The organism is Tepidiforma sp. (genome assembly GCF_034433535.1).
GTDB lineage: Bacteria > Chloroflexota > Dehalococcoidia > Tepidiformales > Tepidiformaceae > Tepidiforma.
In genome coordinates this window covers 1-15471 of sequence record NZ_DAOUAO010000109.1, presented here as the reverse complement: position 1 = coordinate 15471, position 15471 = coordinate 1, and the positions used below count along the sequence as shown (strand labels likewise).

The following is a 15471-nucleotide window of genomic DNA, read 5'->3' as shown; positions in this document are numbered from 1 at the left end:
TACCTGGCGAACCTCAACGCCGCGCGGATCGAGCGCAGCGGCGAGGTGGTGCCGCGGCTGATCCAGGTCGACCCGGAATACCGCTTCCACAGCGCCGACCGCGGCCGGCCGGAGTTGAAGGCGTTCGATGCCGGGGCGTTCGGGCTGCCGGGGGCGCAGCCGTACTGGCCGGTGAGCGCCTCTTACGCGGTGGCCGATGTTTCGATGCCGGAGCTGCGCTACCTGGTCGACCCGGCGAAACCGCCACTGCTGGCGGTGGAGCGGATCTAAGCGCCGGCGAGCTGGGCCTCGAGCTCCCCTGGGGTGGACGCCGGGACGCGGCAGGCCATGTTTTCGCAGACGTAGGCGAGCGCGGCATCGCCCTCGGGTTCCCGCCCCTCGAAGAGCGGCAGGCCTTCGGCATCGGCGGTGGGCGCGACCACGCTGAACGGCAGGAAGCGGCTGGCGAGCACGCGTTCGAACGGGACGCGGGCAGCCGGCGGCCCGACGATCACCACCTCACGGTGCGGCGCGAGGGCGAACTCCATGGCCTGGAGGATGCCGCCGAAGCCGGTGACCGCGCGCAGCAGGTAATCGGCGACGCCGGCGACCACATCCTCGACGACGCCCTCCCACTCCGCAGGGCCGAAGTAGCGGCCCAGCCAGAGCCCAAGCAGCGCGGCCGAGCCGTTGCCGGAGGGGGTCGCGGCATCGAAGAAGGACTTCTGGCGTACGATGAGCTGCTCGGCGTCGGCGGCGGTATCGAAGAAGCCGCCGGCCTCGCGGTCGCGGAAGCGTTCGAGGACGGCGAGCCAGAGCTCGCGGGCCCACTCGAGCCAGGCAAGGTCGCCGGTGAGGCGGTAGAGCTCGACGAGGCCGAGACCGGTGTAGGTGTAGTCCTCGAGCATGCCGGGGACGCGGGCCTGCCCGGCCTTCCAGGTGTGGTAGAGGACGCCCTGGCGCCAGAGGTTCTCGCGGAGGAAGGTGGCGAGCTCGATTGCTGCCTGCCGATAGGCGGGTTCATCCAGGACACGGGCCGCCTCGGCGAAGGCCGCCAGGGCAAGGCCGTTCCACGAGGTCAGCACCTTGTCATCGAGCCCGGGGCGAACGCGCGCCTGCCGGGCTTCGAAGAGGCGTTGCTGGATGGACTCGACCCGCTCGAGGATGGCGTCGAGGTCCCCGCCGAAGCGGCGCTCGAGGTCTTCCAGATCGGGACGGGCGGTGAGCACGCTGCGGCCGGTGAGCTCGGGATGGTGGGGGTCGAAGAAATTGCCCTGTTCGGTGACGCCATACCAGGCGAGGGCGAGTGGCGCATCCTCGCCGAGCACGGCTTCGATCTCGGCGACGGTCCAGAGGTAGTACTTGCCTTCGATGCCCTCGCTATCGGCATCGAGCGCGGCGTAGAAGCCGCCGGCGGGGTCGCGCATCTCACGCAGGAGGAACTCGAGGGTCTCGCGGACGATGCGTTCGAAGCCGCCGTCGCCGGTGAGCTGGAAGGCGTGGAGGTAGGCGCGGGCGAGCTGGGCGTTGTCGTAGAGCATCTTTTCGAAGTGGGGGACGACCCAGCGCTCATCGACGCTGTAGCGGGCGAAGCCGCCGCCGAGCTGGTCGTAGATGCCGCCGGTGGCCATGGCGCGGAGGGTGTGCAGCGCCATCGACAGCGCGGCCTCAGCTTCTTCGCCCTCGCCGGCATGGGCCGCCGCGAAGGCTAGTAGAAACTCGAGGTTGGAGGGCGAGGGGAACTTGGGCGCCGAACCGAAGCCGCCCCAGGTGGTGTCGAAGACCTCGGCGAACTGGCGGACAGCGTCGCGGGTGGTCTCGGGCGCGAGGGCGGCGCCGGGCCCCGCACGGCGGGCGGCGGCGGCGCGCAGGTGCTCGGTAAGGCCGCGGGCGGATTCGAGGATGCGGGCGCGGTCGGTCTGCCACTTTTCGGCGAGAAACTCGAGGACACGGCGGAAGCCGGGGCGCCCGTGCATGTCCTCCGGCGGGAAGTAGGTGCCGGCGTAGAACGGCTCGCCCTCGGGCGTGAGGAAGACGGTCATCGGCCAGCCGCCCTGCCCGGAGATGGCCTGGACGGCGGCCATGTAGACCGCATCGACATCCGGGCGCTCCTCGCGGTCGACCTTGATGTTGATGAAGTGGCGGTTCATGACCTCGGCGATGGCCGGGTTTTCGAACGATTCGTGGGCCATCACGTGGCACCAGTGGCAGGAGCTGTAGCCGACCGACAGGAGGATCGGCCGGTCCTCGGCGCGGGCGCGGGCGAAGGCCTCTTCGCCCCAGGGATACCAATCCACGGGGTTATCGGCGTGCTGGAGGAGGTAGGGGCTGGTTTCGGCGGCGAGGCGATTCGGCATGGTTCCACGGTACAGGACCGGGGCGCGGTGCGCGCGATCGACAGGGCCGGGCGCTGCCGGCAGAATGCGCGCATGGCCGCGGACCTGGTGTTTCGCGAAGCGACCGTCATCGATGGGAGCGGGGGACCGCGCTTCACTGCGGATGTCGCGGTAGACCAGGGATGGGTCGTAGCGGTGGGCGAGGCGGGCCCCGGCGCGCGGGCGGTTGACGCCCGAGGGCTTGTACTCTGCCCGGGGTTCGTGGACACGCATTCGCACGACGACGGCGCCTTCCTGCGCCACCCGGGTATGGAGTTCAAGGTGGCGCAGGGCGTGACCACCGACGTGAGCGGGAACTGCGGCTTCAGCACGGTTCCGAATGAGCCGGGCCGGGAGTACATGCCAGGCGATATCTCGGGTCCCGGAGCGGAGTGGACCGACCTCGACAGCTACTTCGCGGCCTGCATGGCGAAACGGCCAGCCATCAACAACCTGATGCTGGTGGGCCACAACCGCATCCGGGCGCACGTGATGGGACTCGAACGGCGCGCACCGACCGCCGACGAGCTTGCTGCCATGCGAGGTTACGTCGAGCAGGCGATGGAGCAGGGCGCAGCCGGGCTTTCGACGGGCCTGATCTACGAGCCGGGGCGGTCCAGCCGGACGGAGGAGATTATCGAGCTGGCGCGGGCGGCGGCGCCGTTCGGCGGGCTCTACGTGACGCACATGCGCAACGAGGGCGACCGGCTGCTGGAGGCGGTAGATGAGGCCATGACCATCGCCCGCGAGGCCGGCGTGGGGCTGCACATTTCGCACCACAAGGCGGCAGGCCGGCGCAACTGGGGGCGCGTGCGCGACTCGCTGGCGAGGGTAGACGAGGCGGTCCGGCAGGGGCTCGACGTGACGCTCGACGTCTACCCGTACACGGCCGGCAGCGGGCCGATGTGGCAGTACGTGAACCTCGACGCCATCGACACCGAATGGGCCATGGGAGTGATGGTCGCGAACTGCCCGGACTTCCCGGAGTTCGAAGGGCGGATGATCCCGGAGATCGCGCGGTCCAACGGCTGGACCGTCGAGGACGCGGTGCGGAACGTGCTCACCAGCCCGCGGGGCAGGCAGGTTATCTGCATCCATTTCATCATCGACGAGGCGGATATCGAGACGAACCTGCGCCACCCGCGGATGCTGATCGGCTCGGACGGAATCCCGGTGCTCAAGGGGAACCCCCATCCGCGGCTCTTCGGGACAATGCCCCGCGTTCTGGCCCGGTACGTCCGCGAACGCGGGGTGCTGACGCTGGAGGAGGCGGTGCGCCGCATGACCGGGGCCGCCTGCGACCGGTTCGGGCTGGCGGACCGGGGGTATGTCCGCGAGGGCGCATGGGCGGACCTCGTGCTGTTCGACCCCAACACGGTCGAGGACCTCGCCACCTACGAGGAGCCGAAGCAGGAGCCCCGCGGCATCCGCATGGTGGTGGTCAACGGGCAGGTGGCCTACGAGGACGGCCGGCACACCGGCGCCGGCTCGGGGATCATGCTGCGCTACCGGCAGCCGTAAGGCGACCGCAGGCCGCGCGCGTCGTATAGTCCGGCTTCACCAACCATCACCCGGGAGTGCATGCCATGCAAAAACCAGCAGTCGCCCTTGCTGCCGCGGCGGGGCGGCGGAAGTGGACCGTTGAAACCGCCCGGCGGCTCGAACAGGCCGGGTTCGCGGGGATCTACTGCGCGAGCTTCGGCGATGGGATGGGCCTCTGCCTTTCCATCGCCCACGCCACCAACGAGATCCGCTTCGGGACCTCGATCATCCCAATCTACTACCGCGTGCCGTTCGACCTGGCGCAGTCGGCGGCCTACATCCACGAAATCAGCGACGGCCGCTTCTACCTCGGCATCGGCGTCAGCCACGCCCCGGCGAATGCGCGCATTGGGGCGAAGCCGGGCAAGCCGCTCAGTGACATGCGCAACTACGTCGCCGCCATGCGGCAGGCCGCGCAGCAGGTCGGTCCCCTACCGCCGATCGTGCTCGCCACGCTGCGCAAGAAGATGGTCGAGCTGGCGGTGGAGATTGCCGAAGGCGCGGTCTGGGCGAACGCGGCACGCTCGCACATGCCCGAATCGCTGGCGCACATCCCGGCAGAGAAGCGCGCAGGGGACTTCTTCATCGGCGACATGATCCCGATGTGCATCGACGACAACGACCCGGCCGCCGCCGCGAACGTGATGAAGCGGGTGCTGACCGGCTACGTGATGCTGCCGAACTACCGCAACTACTGGAAGGAAGCCGGGTACGTCGAGGAGATGGAAGCGATCGAGGCGGCGCTGGCGCGGGGCGATCGGGACGCGCTCCCGGGCCTGATGAGCGACCGCTGGCTCTCGGACTGCACGCTGTACGGGACCCGCAAGCAGGTGTTCGAAGGGCTCGAGGCGTGGTTCGCGGCCGGCGTGAAGACGCCCATCGTGGTGCCGTCTTCGACGAGCGGCGGGCAGGTGAAAGCGTTCGAGGAGCTGTTTGCCGCGTTCTCCTGAGGGCGCGGGCCCTAGAATGGAGCGTGTGTTCGAACGCGAGCTGGAAGCGGCCCGCGAGGCAGCGCTGGCAGCCGGGGAGGCCGTCGAGCGGTTGCGCCGCGCGGGGGTTCGGTACGGCCGCAAAGGCGGGCACGAGCTGGTCAGCGAGGCCGACCTGGAGGCAGCGCGGATCCTGGAGGAACGGCTGCTCGGGGCGTTCCCGGGCGACGGCTGGCTGAGCGAGGAGCACCGCGATTCGCCGAGGCGGCTCGGGAAGCGCCGCGTCTGGATTGTCGACCCGATCGACGGGACCCGGGAGTACCTCCAGGGCGTGCCGGAGTACGCCGTCTCGGTTGCGCTGGCGATGGACGGCGAGCCAGTGCTCGGGGTGGTGCACAACCCGGCGACGGGCGAGCTGTACGCGGCGACCTGCTGCGACGCGGCGGAGCGCCCGCCAACGGAGCCGACCGGACACCCGTTCGAGGCGCTGGTCGGGCGGGGGGAGCACGCCTGGGACGACCTCCCGCCGCTGCCGGAGGGCGCGACCGTGCGGCCCGTGGGCAGCGTTGCCTACCGGCTGGCGCTGCTCGCGCGGGGCGAGGGCAACGCCACGCTGACCGGCTTCGGGCGCGCGGAGTGGGACGTGGCCGCGGGCGTGGCGCTCTGCCGGGCCGCCGGGCTTCGCGTCACGGGCGTCCTCGGCGACCGGCTGACATTCAACCAGCCGCGGCCGTACGTGCGTGGCCTGCTGGCCGCGGAGCCGGGGCTCCACGGGCGGCTGGTGACATTCTTTCGGCGATTCGCGCGCGAGTAATGCGCCGCAGGGGAGGTCTGGATGAGCATCGGCATCGGGTTCGGGGTCGCGGGGTTCCCGTTCGCATCGATGGACGCGTTCGGCAGGTGGATCGACCTGCTGGAGGACGAGGGCGCTGATTCGGTCTGGTTCAGCGAGCGGCTGGTGTCGCGCCAGCCGACGCTCGAGCCGCTGGCCGCGATCGGGTTCGTCTTCGGGCGAACGAAACGGCTGAAGGCGGGCATGAACGCGGTGGTGGTTCCGCTGCGCGACCCGCTCGTGCTGGCCAAGGAGTGCGCGACGCTCGACGCGCTCAGCGGCGGCCGGTTGCTTCCGGCGTTCGGGGTGGGGGACGAGCGTGCGCCGGAGTGGCAGGCCACCGGAAGGGACCCCAACGGGCGCGGCGGCCTGGCCGATGAGGCTCTCGAGATCATGGCGCGGCTGTGGACCGGGGAGACGGTTACGTTCGAAGGGAAACATTTCCGGTACCGCGAGGCGGTCATCGCGCCCATCCCGGTGCAGCAGCCGCTGCCGCTCTGGATTGGCGGGAACTCCCCGGCGGCGATCCGGCGGACGGCGCGGCTCGGGACGGGGTGGCTGGCGGGCCTGCAAAGCCCGGAGGAGGTGGCCCCCGTGGTGCGGGCCATCAAGGCCGCGCTCGCCGAGACGGGCCGCACGATTGACGAGGACCACTACGGCGCCGGGTTTTCGTACCGCTTCGGGAGCGCCGATGAGCCGGCGGTGCAGCAGGCGGCGGCCATGCTGGCGCGACTCCGACCGGGGAGCGACCCCATGCGACTGGTGGCCGCCGGCGATGCGGAGGCGATCGCGGGGCGCATCCGCGAGTTCATCGATGCGGGGATTTCGAAGTTCGTGGTCCGGCCGATCGCGACCGATGAGGCGGACCTGCTGGAGCAGACCCGGCGCATGCTGCGGGGGGTGGTGCCGCTGTTCAGCTCGCGCCGAGCCCCGGTGCCGGCGGAAGCGGGACCAGCCTGAGCCAGAGGTCGGGATCGGCGGCAGCGGGATCGGCGACGAAGGTGCGGCCGGCGGTGACGATGGCGAGCGGGCCGGCGGCATCGGCGATGACAACGGCTCCCGGACGCTCCCAGGAAGGCACCTTTTCGTTCACGAGCAGGTCGGAGATGAGGCGCCGGTGGCCGCGGAAGCGGATACGGTCACCCGGGGCCAGCGGGCGGGCGCGCAGGGCGCCCTGCGCCGTGCGAGAGTCGATGGCCAGGGACCGCGCTCCCTCGAGCGGCGGCAGCGGCGCGGTCGCGACGTCCAGCCGGGAGTCCCCATAGCGGCTGCTGCCCGGGACCGAAAGGATGACCGCCGCGGGCGGCGCTGCCGCTTCGAACGGCGGCCCGATGCGCACCATGCCGCAGGACGCTTCGACCACGATATCACCGAAGCGGACGAGGCCGCTGCCGGCGGCGAGCACCCTGCGGAGGTCGCGGACCCGGGCGCGGTTGACTGGGGCCTCGCGCTTGAAGAAAGCGGCTTCGCGTTCGACCACGAGGACCAGGGCCTCGCCGGGCAGGCTGGCGAGGGCCGAGAGCGGATAGATGGCGCCAACGGGCTCGCGCGTAGAGGGGCGGGCTTCGAACGAACGCTTTTCGATGAGGTCGAAGGCCTCGGCGGCGCTTTCGGAGAGGCCGAGCAGGGCATCCACAATACCCGGGTTGAGGGCCCGGGCCAGGGGCAGCAGCTCGCGCCGGATGCGGTTGCGCGTGAGGGACGCGTCGGCGTTGGAGGGGTCATCGCGGCAGGGAATACCGAGCGCCTCGCAGAGCGCCCGGGTCTGTTCGCGGCGCAGGGCGAGGAGCGGCCGCAGGAGGGTCTGTCCCGGTGCGCCGGGCACCGGCCCCGCGGGCCGCATGCCGCGGAGACCGCGCACGCCGCTGCCGCGCAGGAGGTGGAGGAGGATGCTTTCGGCCTGGTCGTCGGCAGTGTGGCCGGTAACGATGGCGTCGGCCCTTTCTTTCTCAGCGGCAAAGGCGAGGAACTGGTAGCGCATGGCCCGGGCGGTTTCTTCGATGCCGCGGCGCTGGCGGCGGGCCACCTCAGCGACCGGCCCCTCGCCGGTGACGGCTTCGAGGCCGAGGCTCGCCGCGTACTCCCGCACAAAGCGCAGGTCATCGGCGGAATCCGGGCGCAGCTGGTGGTCGAAATGAGCGACGACGAGCTCGAGCCCGAACGCATCGCGGAGGTCCAGCAGGAGATGCAGGAGCGCGAGCGAATCAGGGCCGCCGGAGACGGCAACGAGGAGGCGCCTGCGGCGGCGGAACAGGCGGTGCGCCCGGGCGAATGCGGCGACGGCCTGCCGCGCGCGGCGGAACTCAGGCGGGACGGGGTCGCGGACGGGAGCGGCGGGTTCCGCCCCGGGATAGGGTGCCCAGCCGCCCTGCGCGTCAGCGGGGGAAGAGCCGCTCCCACCAGGTCCCGGTGGGCTGCTCCTGCTGTTCGGCTGGCGGGCTGATGACGACAAATGGGATCTCCCCTTCGCGAACGTAGCCGAGGCGGCGGCGCGCTTCCTGCTCGACGTAGGCATCGGAGGCGACGTAGGCGCGGACCGCTTCGAGGTAGGCCTTTTGCGCTTCGAGCTCGCGCACCTCGGCCTCCGCCTCGCGCCGCGACTCATTGAGCTGCTGGGTACGATAGGCGCCGATGGCCGCGGTGTAGACGAAGTAGAGCGCGACCGCAACGCAGGCGATGACCGCGAGACGGGTCCGGGTGAGGGGCAGCGGTCGCATGGTCAGGTGGCAACGCTACGCGCCGGGCCGCCAAGATTCAAGGCGTCCTCGAGATGGCAGACATCGTTGAGCGCCTGGATGACGGTTCGGCCGTGCTGGATGGAGACAGTGGTGACGGAGGCAAGGTCGAGTCGGAAGGTGCGGAAGCTCTCGAGCGGGAGCGCCAGCAGCAGGCAGAGGAGGACTCTGAGGGTGAAGTTGTGGGACACGAGGACAATGACGCGATCAGGGCCGTGCAGGAGCTCTTCAGCGAGGGGCAGGACGCGGGCGGCGAGGTCCTGCAGCGATTCGCCGCCGGGCATCCGGACGGGCGCGGGGTTCTCGCCGGTCCAGGCGGCGATGAACTCCGGGAAACGCTCGCGGATCTCGGCGGAGGTGAGGCCGTCGGTGGCGCCGACGTCCATTTCGGTGAGCTCCGGCCGAATATCGACCGCGAGGCCGTGGCGTTCGGCGATGGGCCGGGATACTTCGAGGGCGCGGCGGAGCGGGCTGGAGAGCACGGCATCGATGGGCACGCTGGCGAACCGCTCGGCGAGGCAGTGCGCCTGCTCGCGGCCGAACGGCGAGAGCGGGACATCGCGCCGGCCGAGCCCTTCGCCGACGGCGTTGGCGGCGGTTTCCCCGTGGCGGATGAGGTAGAGCAGGCTCACGGGGCGTCCTCCTCCGGCTCGAGCGGGGACCAGAGCCGGGTGATGAAGGGGCGGAAGCCGAGGGCCTGCCAGAAATGGACGGCCGCGCTATCGGCGGCGAGGACGGGCATTTCGAGGTGGCGGATTCCATCGAGGGCGGCCGCCCAGCGGCGAAGCTCGCCGACGAGCGCGCTGGCGATGCCCTGCCGGCGCCACTGGGGTTCGACCCAGAGGTAGCCGATGGTGGCGTGGCGCTCGGGGACGCGGTCGGGCTGGGCCGCCTCGATGCTGCCGGAGATGAAGCCGCGCAGGCCGCCGGGCCCGCCATCGGAAACGAAGACCACGGAAGACTCGCGGCCGAGCTGTGCGGCGAGGGCGTCGGCGAACTCTTCGGGCGAGACCGGCCGCAGGACGATGCGGGGGTCGATGCGGGCGTTGTGTTCGCGGGCACGTGACCAGAGGACGTAGAGCGCGGCTGCGTCGTCGCGGGTGGCCCGGCGGATGCCGTGGCCGGCTACTGGTACTGGCCGTAGCGCCGCCATAGCTCCCTCGCGGGCGAACGTTCGTCGAGGACGATCCCGGTGCGGACGTAGCCAGCGGGCTCATGGCCGGGGAAGAGCGCGCTGAGGATCGCCTCGGGGCGGGCGGTCAGGTCCTGGTCGGACTGGAGCCGCATCGAGAGTTCGGCGCCGCCATCGATGGGGCGGACGGTGAGCCAGGCGGTGGCACGGCGGAGGTCGTACTCGCGGACGCGCTCGCCGCGCTCTTCGCGCCAGGGCAGTGAGTCCGAGGCAAGAAACTCGTGGACGGCCTGGCGCGCGGCATCGGGATCGAGGCCGGGCACCACCACGCGAAAATCGGACCAGAGCATGGCCGACTGGGGAGCGGGCGCGGCCAGCGGGACTTCGCGCACCTCGACGAGAGCGAGGTCTTCGGTGTCCTGTTCCACGAGGCGCCGCCGGAACTCGGCGGGGTCGATGCGCTCATCGAGGGTGACATCCATCACCTCGCGTTCGCCGGTGAAACCGAGCGGCAGCGGGGAGGCGAAGGCGAGCTTCGGGTGGGGGGTGAAGCCCTGCGAATAGGCGAGCGGGAGCCCGGCGCGGCGGATGGCGCGCTCCCAGTAGCGGAGCACATCGAGATGCGAGATGTACTTGACTCGCTCGCCTTTGCGGAAGAGGACGCGGAGACGCTGGGCGCTCATGGGCTTACCGGCGCCATGGTACCACGCGGTGCAATCACCCCCGCGGGAGGACGAGCGCGGCGAGTTCCTCGGCGGCGGTGTGGGGGTCGAGCTGGCGGTCGGCGACGCGGCCGGTGAGGGTGGCGATGACGGCCTCGGGCACGGCGCGGCGGATCTCCTCGAGGATAAGCTGCTGCGTGATGGAAAGGATCTGGTGGCGCGCATCGTCGCGGCGGTGCGCAGCGAGCTGGCCGCTCGATTCGAGGTATGCGCGGTGTTCGTCGATGGCATCGGCGAGCCGGTCGAGGCCTTCGCCGCGGGTGGCGATGGTCTTGAGGATCGGCGGACGGCGCGCCTCGGACGGGGAGAGGGCGAGCAGGGCCTGCAGCTGGCTGACGAGGACATCGGCGCCGGGGTGGTCGGCCTTGTTGACCACAAGGATATCGGCGATTTCGATGATGCCGGCCTTGAGCGCCTGGATGTCGTCGCCGGTGCCCGGGTTGTTGACGAGGATGGTGGTCATGGCGGTGCCGGCAATCTCGACCTCGTCCTGGCCGGCGCCGATGGTTTCGACGATGACGTAGTCGAAGCCGAAGGCATCGACGACCGCGACGACATCGGCGATGGCGGGGGCGAGCCCGCCGAGGGCGCCGCGGCCGGCCATCGAGCGCATATAGACGCCGGGGTCGAGGGCGACGTCCTGCATGCGGATGCGGTCGCCGAGCAGGGCGCCGTGGGTGAACGGGCTGGAGGGGTCGACGGCAACGATGGCGACGGTCTTGTTGCGCCGGCGCAGCTCGGCGGCGAGGGCGCCGGTGAGCGTGCTCTTGCCCGAGCCGGCGCCGCCGGTGACACCGACGATGTGCGCGCGCCCGGAGTGGGGGAAGAGCGCGCGGACGTATTCGCGGCCCTCGAGGGTGCCGTCTTCGACGCGGGAGATGATGCGCGCGAGTGCCCGGCGGTCGCCGGCAAGGAAGCGCTGGACCAGTTCGTCCACGTTACTTCTTCACGTTGTCGTACACGAACTTGACGATGTCCTGGGTGTTCGTGCCGGGGCGGAAGATCGCCTTGAAGCCGAGCTTCTGGAGCGCCTCGGTGTCCTCTTCCGGGATGATGCCGCCGCAGAAGAGGAGGACATCATCGAGCCCGCGCTTCTTCAGCTCTTCGACGACGCGGGGGAAAAGCTCGAGGTGGGCGCCGGAGAGGATGGACAGGCCGACGACATCGACGTCTTCCTGGAGGGCGGCCTCGGCGATCATCTCGGGGGTCTGGCGGATGCCGGTGTAGATCACCTCGCAGCCGCCATCGCGCAGGGCGCGGGCGACGACCTTGGCGCCGCGGTCGTGGCCGTCGAGGCCGGGCTTGGCGATGAGGACACGGATTTTCTTCGTCGCGGTAGCGGTCGACATAGGGGCTCCGGGATCGTTCTGTTCAGTGCGTATCGTAGCGCGCTACCGGCCGGAGCGCTGAATCAGCTGCAGGTTGACGCCGTGCGAAGACTTCGGCGAGACGAAGGCCACGCCATTGCTCGGGTTGCCGACGCGGTAGCCGAGGGAGCGGAGGTGTTCGACCGCGCCATCGATGTCATCGACTTCGATGGAGAGGAGGAACTGGCCCTCGCCGCGCTCGCGGGCGAACTCGGCGACGGGGCCCTCGTCGGTGAGCGGCTGAATGAACTCGAGGTCGCTCTCGCCGATGGGCATGAAGGCGTTCTTGATGCCGAGCGCGGGGACTTCGCCGCCGCGCGCGGGGTCGGCCGCGAGGCCGAAGTTGCGGCTGTAGGTGGCGAGGGCCTGCTCGAGGTCTTTGACGACGATGCCGACGTGGTCGATCCGCAGGGCTTTCATGGCTGCTCTCCGGTTGGGATGGCGTTGTACTGGATGAGGGCGAACGGCACACCGCAGGTGCCGGATTTCACGGTGGCGATGAGGGCGCCGGGCTGGACCGCGGGGGACGGGTCGCCGACGGTATAGCCGAGGCCGCGGAGGCGTTCGACGGCGGCGCGGATGTCCTCCACGGCGAGGACCATGCCCCAGAGGCGGGCCTTCACCTCTTCATCCAGGTTCGGCTGCGGCGGCCCGGCGAATTCGAGGATGACCTCCTGCAGCCGGGCGAAGGCGAGGCGCGCGCCGGTGCCGGGGCGGCTCATGGTGCGCTTGATCTCGATGCCGAGGTTGCGGGCGAACGTTTCAGCGACCGCCTCGCTGTTGTTCGAGGAGATGACGATGTGGTCGATATGGGTGGCGCCGATGCCGGCCATCAGTGCCCGTGCTGCCCCGGGATTGGGGTGGCGAATTCGACGAGGACGCCATGATTGGAGCGCGGGTGGAGGAAGCAGATCATGCCGGCGAGGCCGACGCGGGGAGCCTGGTCGATGAGCTCGATGCCCTTCTGGCGGGCGGCCTCGAGTTCCCTGGCGACGTCATCGGATTCGAAGCAGATGTGGTGCATGCCTTCGCCGCGGTTGGCGAGGAAGCGCGCCACGCCGGTGTCGTCGCGGGTGGGTTCGAGCAGTTCGATTTCTGAGTTGCCAATCTGGAGGAGGACGCCGCGTACGCCCTGGTCTTCGATGACCTTGTCGGCGGTGACGGGGAGGCCGAGGGCATCGCGGTAGAACTTGAGCGCCTCATCGGCGCTGTGCACGACGATGCCGACATGGTGAATCTTGGTGAGCATGTGCGTTGGTCCCCCTCAGGACGTGGCTTCTTCGATGATGGACTGGGCGCCGGTGCGGCGGGCGCCCTCCATGCCGGCGAGCCGGGCAGCGATGCCGTGCCAGTGCTCGCGGTCGTGGTCGATGACGGAGTGCACCAGGCGGCGCACGGGCGAGGTCTCATCGGCGAGGAGGTCATCGGGGAAGCGGGCGATCGCCTCGAGGAGCCGCTGGCGGCCGTCGCGCAGCTGGCCCAGCACGCTCCAGAAATCGAGGCTGCGCTTGCGTTCGACGTGCTCCTGGTTCCATTCATCGAGGCGGCCCCGGTCGAAGTCATAGAGCCGAGGGCGCCGCCCCTCGGAGATCTCGCGGAGGGCGGTGACGACCTCGGCCTCCCAGGTGGCGACGTGCCCGACGATATCCTTGAGCGACCATTCGCCGATGAAGGGCCGCTCAATATCGCGGATGCGGCAGGTCTCGATGTTGCGGAGAAGCTGGTTGCGCTCGAGTTCGAGCTCGGCGAGGAGCCTCCGCCGTTCGTCGGCCTGGCTGCGCGCGTCGTCGTCGGACATCAGATGAACACCGGCTCGCGCTGTTCGCCCCAGACCTTGCGGAGGCGGTGGCTGATTTCGCCGAGGGTCACCCGGTTTTCGACCGCTTCGATGATGATCGGGAGCAGGTTTTCGGTGCCGCGGGCGCCCTGCTCGAGGCGGTCGAGGAGGCGCTCGACGGCGGCGTTGTCGCGGTTCGCGCGCAGCCGGCGGAGCTTCTCGACCTGCCGCTGGCCGATCGCGGGGTCGACGCGGAGGATTTCGGGCTGCTCTTCCTCGGCGGTGATGAATTCATTGACGCCGACGATGATGCGCTCCTTGCTTTCGACCTGCATCTGGTAGCGGTAGGCGGCTTCCTGGATTTCCTTCTGCTGGAAACCCTTTTCGATGGCGGCGAGCGCCCCGCCCATGGCATCGATGGCGGCGATGTACTCGCGCGCCTCGGCTTCGAGGCGGTTCGTCATGTCCTCCACGAAGTAGGAGCCGCCGAGGGGGTCGATGACATCGGCGACGCCGCTTTCGTAGGCGAGGATCTGCTGGGTGCGGAGGGCGATCTGGACGGCCTTTTCGGTGGGGAGGGCGAGGGCCTCATCCATGGAGTTGGTGTGGAGCGACTGGGTGCCGCCGAGGACCGCCGCGAGGGCCTGGACGGTGGTGCGGACGATGTTGTTCTCGGGCTGCTGGGCCGTGAGCGTCGCACCGCCGGTCTGGGTGTGGAAGCGGAGCATCTGGGAGCGCGGGTTCTTCGCCTCGAAGCGGTCACGCATGATGTGGGCCCAGAGGCGGCGGGCAGCGCGGAACTTGGCGACTTCCTCGAGGAAGTTGTTGTGGCAGGCGAAGAAGAAGCTCAGCCGCCCGGCGAACTCGTCGACATCGAGGCCTGCGCCGATGGCAGCTTCGACGTAGGCGATGCCGTTCGCGAGGGTGAAGGCGATCTCCTGCGCGGCGGTGCAGCCGGCCTCACGCATGTGGTAGCCGGAGATGGAGATGGTGTTCCACTGCGGCACGTGATCTTTGCAGTAGGCAAAGATGTCGGTGATCAGCCGCATGGAGGGCTTCGGCGGGTAGATGTAGGTGCCGCGGGCGATGTACTCCTTGAGGATGTCGTTCTGGACGGTGCCGCCGAGCTTCTCGGGGGGGACGCCCTGGGACTTGCCGACCGCGACGTAGAGGGCGAGGAGGATGGCGGCCGTCGCGTTGATGGTCATCGAGGTGGTGACCTGGTCGAGCGGGATGCCGTCGAACAGGGTGAGCATGTCCTCGATGGAGTCGATGGCGACGCCGACCTTGCCGACTTCGCCGGCGGCCATGGGGTCGTCGGAGTCGTAGCCGATCTGGGTCGGGAGGTCGAACGCAACGGAGAGGCCGGTCTGGCCCTGGGCGAGGAGGTAGCGGTAGCGCTGGTTGGATTCCTCGGCGGTGCCGAAGCCGGCGTACTGGCGCATGGTCCAGAAGCGGCCGCGGTACATGGTGGGCTGGATGCCGCGGGTGAAGGGGAATTCGCCGGGGAAGCCGAGCTGGGTGACGGGGTCCCAGCCCTGAAGGTCATCGGCGGTGTAGATGGGCTCGATGGGCATCCGCCCGGTGGTTTCGAAGGAAGGCTGGCGCTCGGGTGCGCGCTGGACGGCTTTGGCGTAGGGGCCCTGCAGCCACTCGCGCTTGGTGGTGATTGGCATGCTCTGGCGACTCCGGGACGCGTGGGCGCGTTCTGGCGAACGGCGGTGCAGTCTCCGAAGTATAGGGGCGGTGCGCGAGGGGCGGCAAACCGGCGTCAGGGGTCGCGGGTGTCGCGGGCCTTTTCGCGGAGCCGCTTGAGGCGCTCCTCCTCGAAGTCGATGACCGGCCGCACGATGGCCAGGCGGCGCCGGCGCTCGTGGAGCTCATCGTCATAGGTGTGGATGCGCTGTGCGTGTCCCATATGAGGATGTTCGGCAGCAGGAAGGCGGCGCTGCAATGCGGAGGATTCCTGATGTGGGGGCGGCGGATACCCGGGGCCTGCGCGGGGTCCGGGAAAAATCCGGGGCAAATTGGGGTCTTTACCTCTTGACAACCCCGGATATAATCACCGCCACCAATCCGGG

General features: G+C 69.9%; 19 protein-coding genes. 5 read left to right on the top strand and 14 right to left on the bottom strand.

What is annotated here, in order from left to right; translation table 11 throughout:
* Positions 1–270, top strand: a 270-nt coding sequence (locus VAE46_RS05915) for a hypothetical protein (RefSeq protein WP_322795995.1), incomplete at its 5' end; no start/stop codon positions are given.
* On the opposite strand, the gene VAE46_RS05910 is transcribed toward VAE46_RS05915, so the two are convergent.
* Positions 267–2336, bottom strand: coding sequence for a thioredoxin domain-containing protein (locus VAE46_RS05910; protein ID WP_322795994.1), 2070 nt, complete (start codon positions 2334–2336; stop codon positions 267–269). The genes VAE46_RS05915 and VAE46_RS05910 overlap by 4 nt on opposite strands.
* Positions 2337–2408: 72 nt before the next feature.
* On the opposite strand from VAE46_RS05910, the gene VAE46_RS05905 reads away from it, so the two are divergent.
* From VAE46_RS05905 to VAE46_RS05890, 4 genes are all read left to right on the top strand, one after another.
* Positions 2409–3875, top strand: a complete 1467-nt coding sequence (locus tag VAE46_RS05905; RefSeq protein ID WP_322795993.1) for a D-aminoacylase — start codon at positions 2409–2411, stop codon at positions 3873–3875.
* A 65-nt stretch (positions 3876–3940) separates the two neighbouring features.
* Positions 3941–4846 (top strand): LLM class flavin-dependent oxidoreductase, encoded by a 906-nt coding sequence (locus VAE46_RS05900; RefSeq protein ID WP_322795992.1) that lies wholly within the window; start codon positions 3941–3943, stop codon positions 4844–4846.
* 25 nt (positions 4847–4871) lie between these two features.
* Positions 4872–5639, top strand: a complete 768-nt coding sequence (locus VAE46_RS05895; protein WP_322795991.1) for a 3'(2'),5'-bisphosphate nucleotidase CysQ — start codon at positions 4872–4874, stop codon at positions 5637–5639.
* A gap of 21 nt (positions 5640–5660) precedes the next feature.
* Positions 5661–6617, top strand: coding sequence for a TIGR03619 family F420-dependent LLM class oxidoreductase (locus VAE46_RS05890; protein ID WP_322795990.1), 957 nt, complete (start codon positions 5661–5663; stop codon positions 6615–6617).
* Here the strand turns inward: VAE46_RS05890 and tilS are convergent.
* From tilS to VAE46_RS05825, 13 genes are all read right to left on the bottom strand, one after another.
* Complete coding sequence (tilS, locus tag VAE46_RS05885; RefSeq protein ID WP_322795989.1) at positions 6571–8109, bottom strand: tRNA lysidine(34) synthetase TilS; 1539 nt, start codon at positions 8107–8109, stop codon at positions 6571–6573. The two genes, VAE46_RS05890 and tilS, sit on opposite strands and share 47 nt — an antisense overlap.
* Positions 8033–8374 carry a septum formation initiator family protein gene (locus VAE46_RS05880; protein ID WP_322795988.1) on the bottom strand — a complete coding sequence of 114 codons (342 nt, stop codon included), beginning with the start codon at positions 8372–8374 and terminating at the stop codon, positions 8033–8035. Before VAE46_RS05880 ends, tilS begins: the two co-directional genes overlap by 77 nt.
* A 2-nt stretch (positions 8375–8376) precedes the next feature.
* The gene (locus tag VAE46_RS05875) at positions 8377–9024 is read right to left on the bottom strand and encodes a histidine phosphatase family protein (RefSeq protein ID WP_322795987.1); all 648 of its coding nucleotides are present in this window, start codon (positions 9022–9024) and stop codon (positions 8377–8379) included.
* Positions 9021–9545: an N-acetyltransferase gene (locus VAE46_RS05870; RefSeq protein ID WP_322795986.1), complete on the bottom strand. Its 525-nt coding sequence runs from the start codon at positions 9543–9545 to the stop codon at positions 9021–9023. The genes VAE46_RS05875 and VAE46_RS05870 overlap by 4 nt, the downstream gene beginning before the upstream one ends.
* Positions 9518–10207 carry a TIGR03936 family radical SAM-associated protein gene (locus VAE46_RS05865; protein ID WP_322795985.1) on the bottom strand — a complete coding sequence of 230 codons (690 nt, stop codon included), beginning with the start codon at positions 10205–10207 and terminating at the stop codon, positions 9518–9520. The genes VAE46_RS05870 and VAE46_RS05865 overlap by 28 nt, the downstream gene beginning before the upstream one ends.
* 34 nt (positions 10208–10241) lie before the next feature.
* The gene (gene meaB / locus VAE46_RS05860) at positions 10242–11183 is read right to left on the bottom strand and encodes a methylmalonyl Co-A mutase-associated GTPase MeaB (RefSeq protein WP_322795984.1); all 942 of its coding nucleotides are present in this window, start codon (positions 11181–11183) and stop codon (positions 10242–10244) included.
* A gap of 1 nt (position 11184) precedes the next feature.
* Positions 11185–11595 (bottom strand): cobalamin B12-binding domain-containing protein, encoded by a 411-nt coding sequence (locus VAE46_RS05855; RefSeq protein ID WP_322795983.1) that lies wholly within the window; start codon positions 11593–11595, stop codon positions 11185–11187.
* A 42-nt stretch (positions 11596–11637) separates the two neighbouring features.
* The gene (locus tag VAE46_RS05850) at positions 11638–12033 is read right to left on the bottom strand and encodes a VOC family protein (RefSeq protein ID WP_322795982.1); all 396 of its coding nucleotides are present in this window, start codon (positions 12031–12033) and stop codon (positions 11638–11640) included.
* Complete coding sequence (locus VAE46_RS05845; RefSeq protein ID WP_322795981.1) at positions 12030–12446, bottom strand: VOC family protein; 417 nt, start codon at positions 12444–12446, stop codon at positions 12030–12032. The genes VAE46_RS05850 and VAE46_RS05845 overlap by 4 nt, the downstream gene beginning before the upstream one ends.
* A complete protein-coding gene (gene mce, locus VAE46_RS05840; RefSeq protein ID WP_322795980.1) occupies positions 12446–12862 on the bottom strand; it encodes a methylmalonyl-CoA epimerase in 417 nt (138 codons plus the stop codon). Before mce ends, VAE46_RS05845 begins: the two co-directional genes overlap by 1 nt.
* A gap of 15 nt (positions 12863–12877) precedes the next feature.
* Complete coding sequence (locus tag VAE46_RS05835; protein ID WP_322795979.1) at positions 12878–13411, bottom strand: DinB family protein; 534 nt, start codon at positions 13409–13411, stop codon at positions 12878–12880.
* Positions 13411–15066, bottom strand: coding sequence for a methylmalonyl-CoA mutase family protein (locus VAE46_RS05830; RefSeq protein ID WP_322795978.1), 1656 nt, complete (start codon positions 15064–15066; stop codon positions 13411–13413). The genes VAE46_RS05835 and VAE46_RS05830 overlap by 1 nt, the downstream gene beginning before the upstream one ends.
* A gap of 95 nt (positions 15067–15161) precedes the next feature.
* Positions 15162–15308: a hypothetical protein gene (locus VAE46_RS05825; RefSeq protein WP_322795977.1), complete on the bottom strand. Its 147-nt coding sequence runs from the start codon at positions 15306–15308 to the stop codon at positions 15162–15164.
* Positions 15309–15471 lie beyond the last annotated feature (163 nt).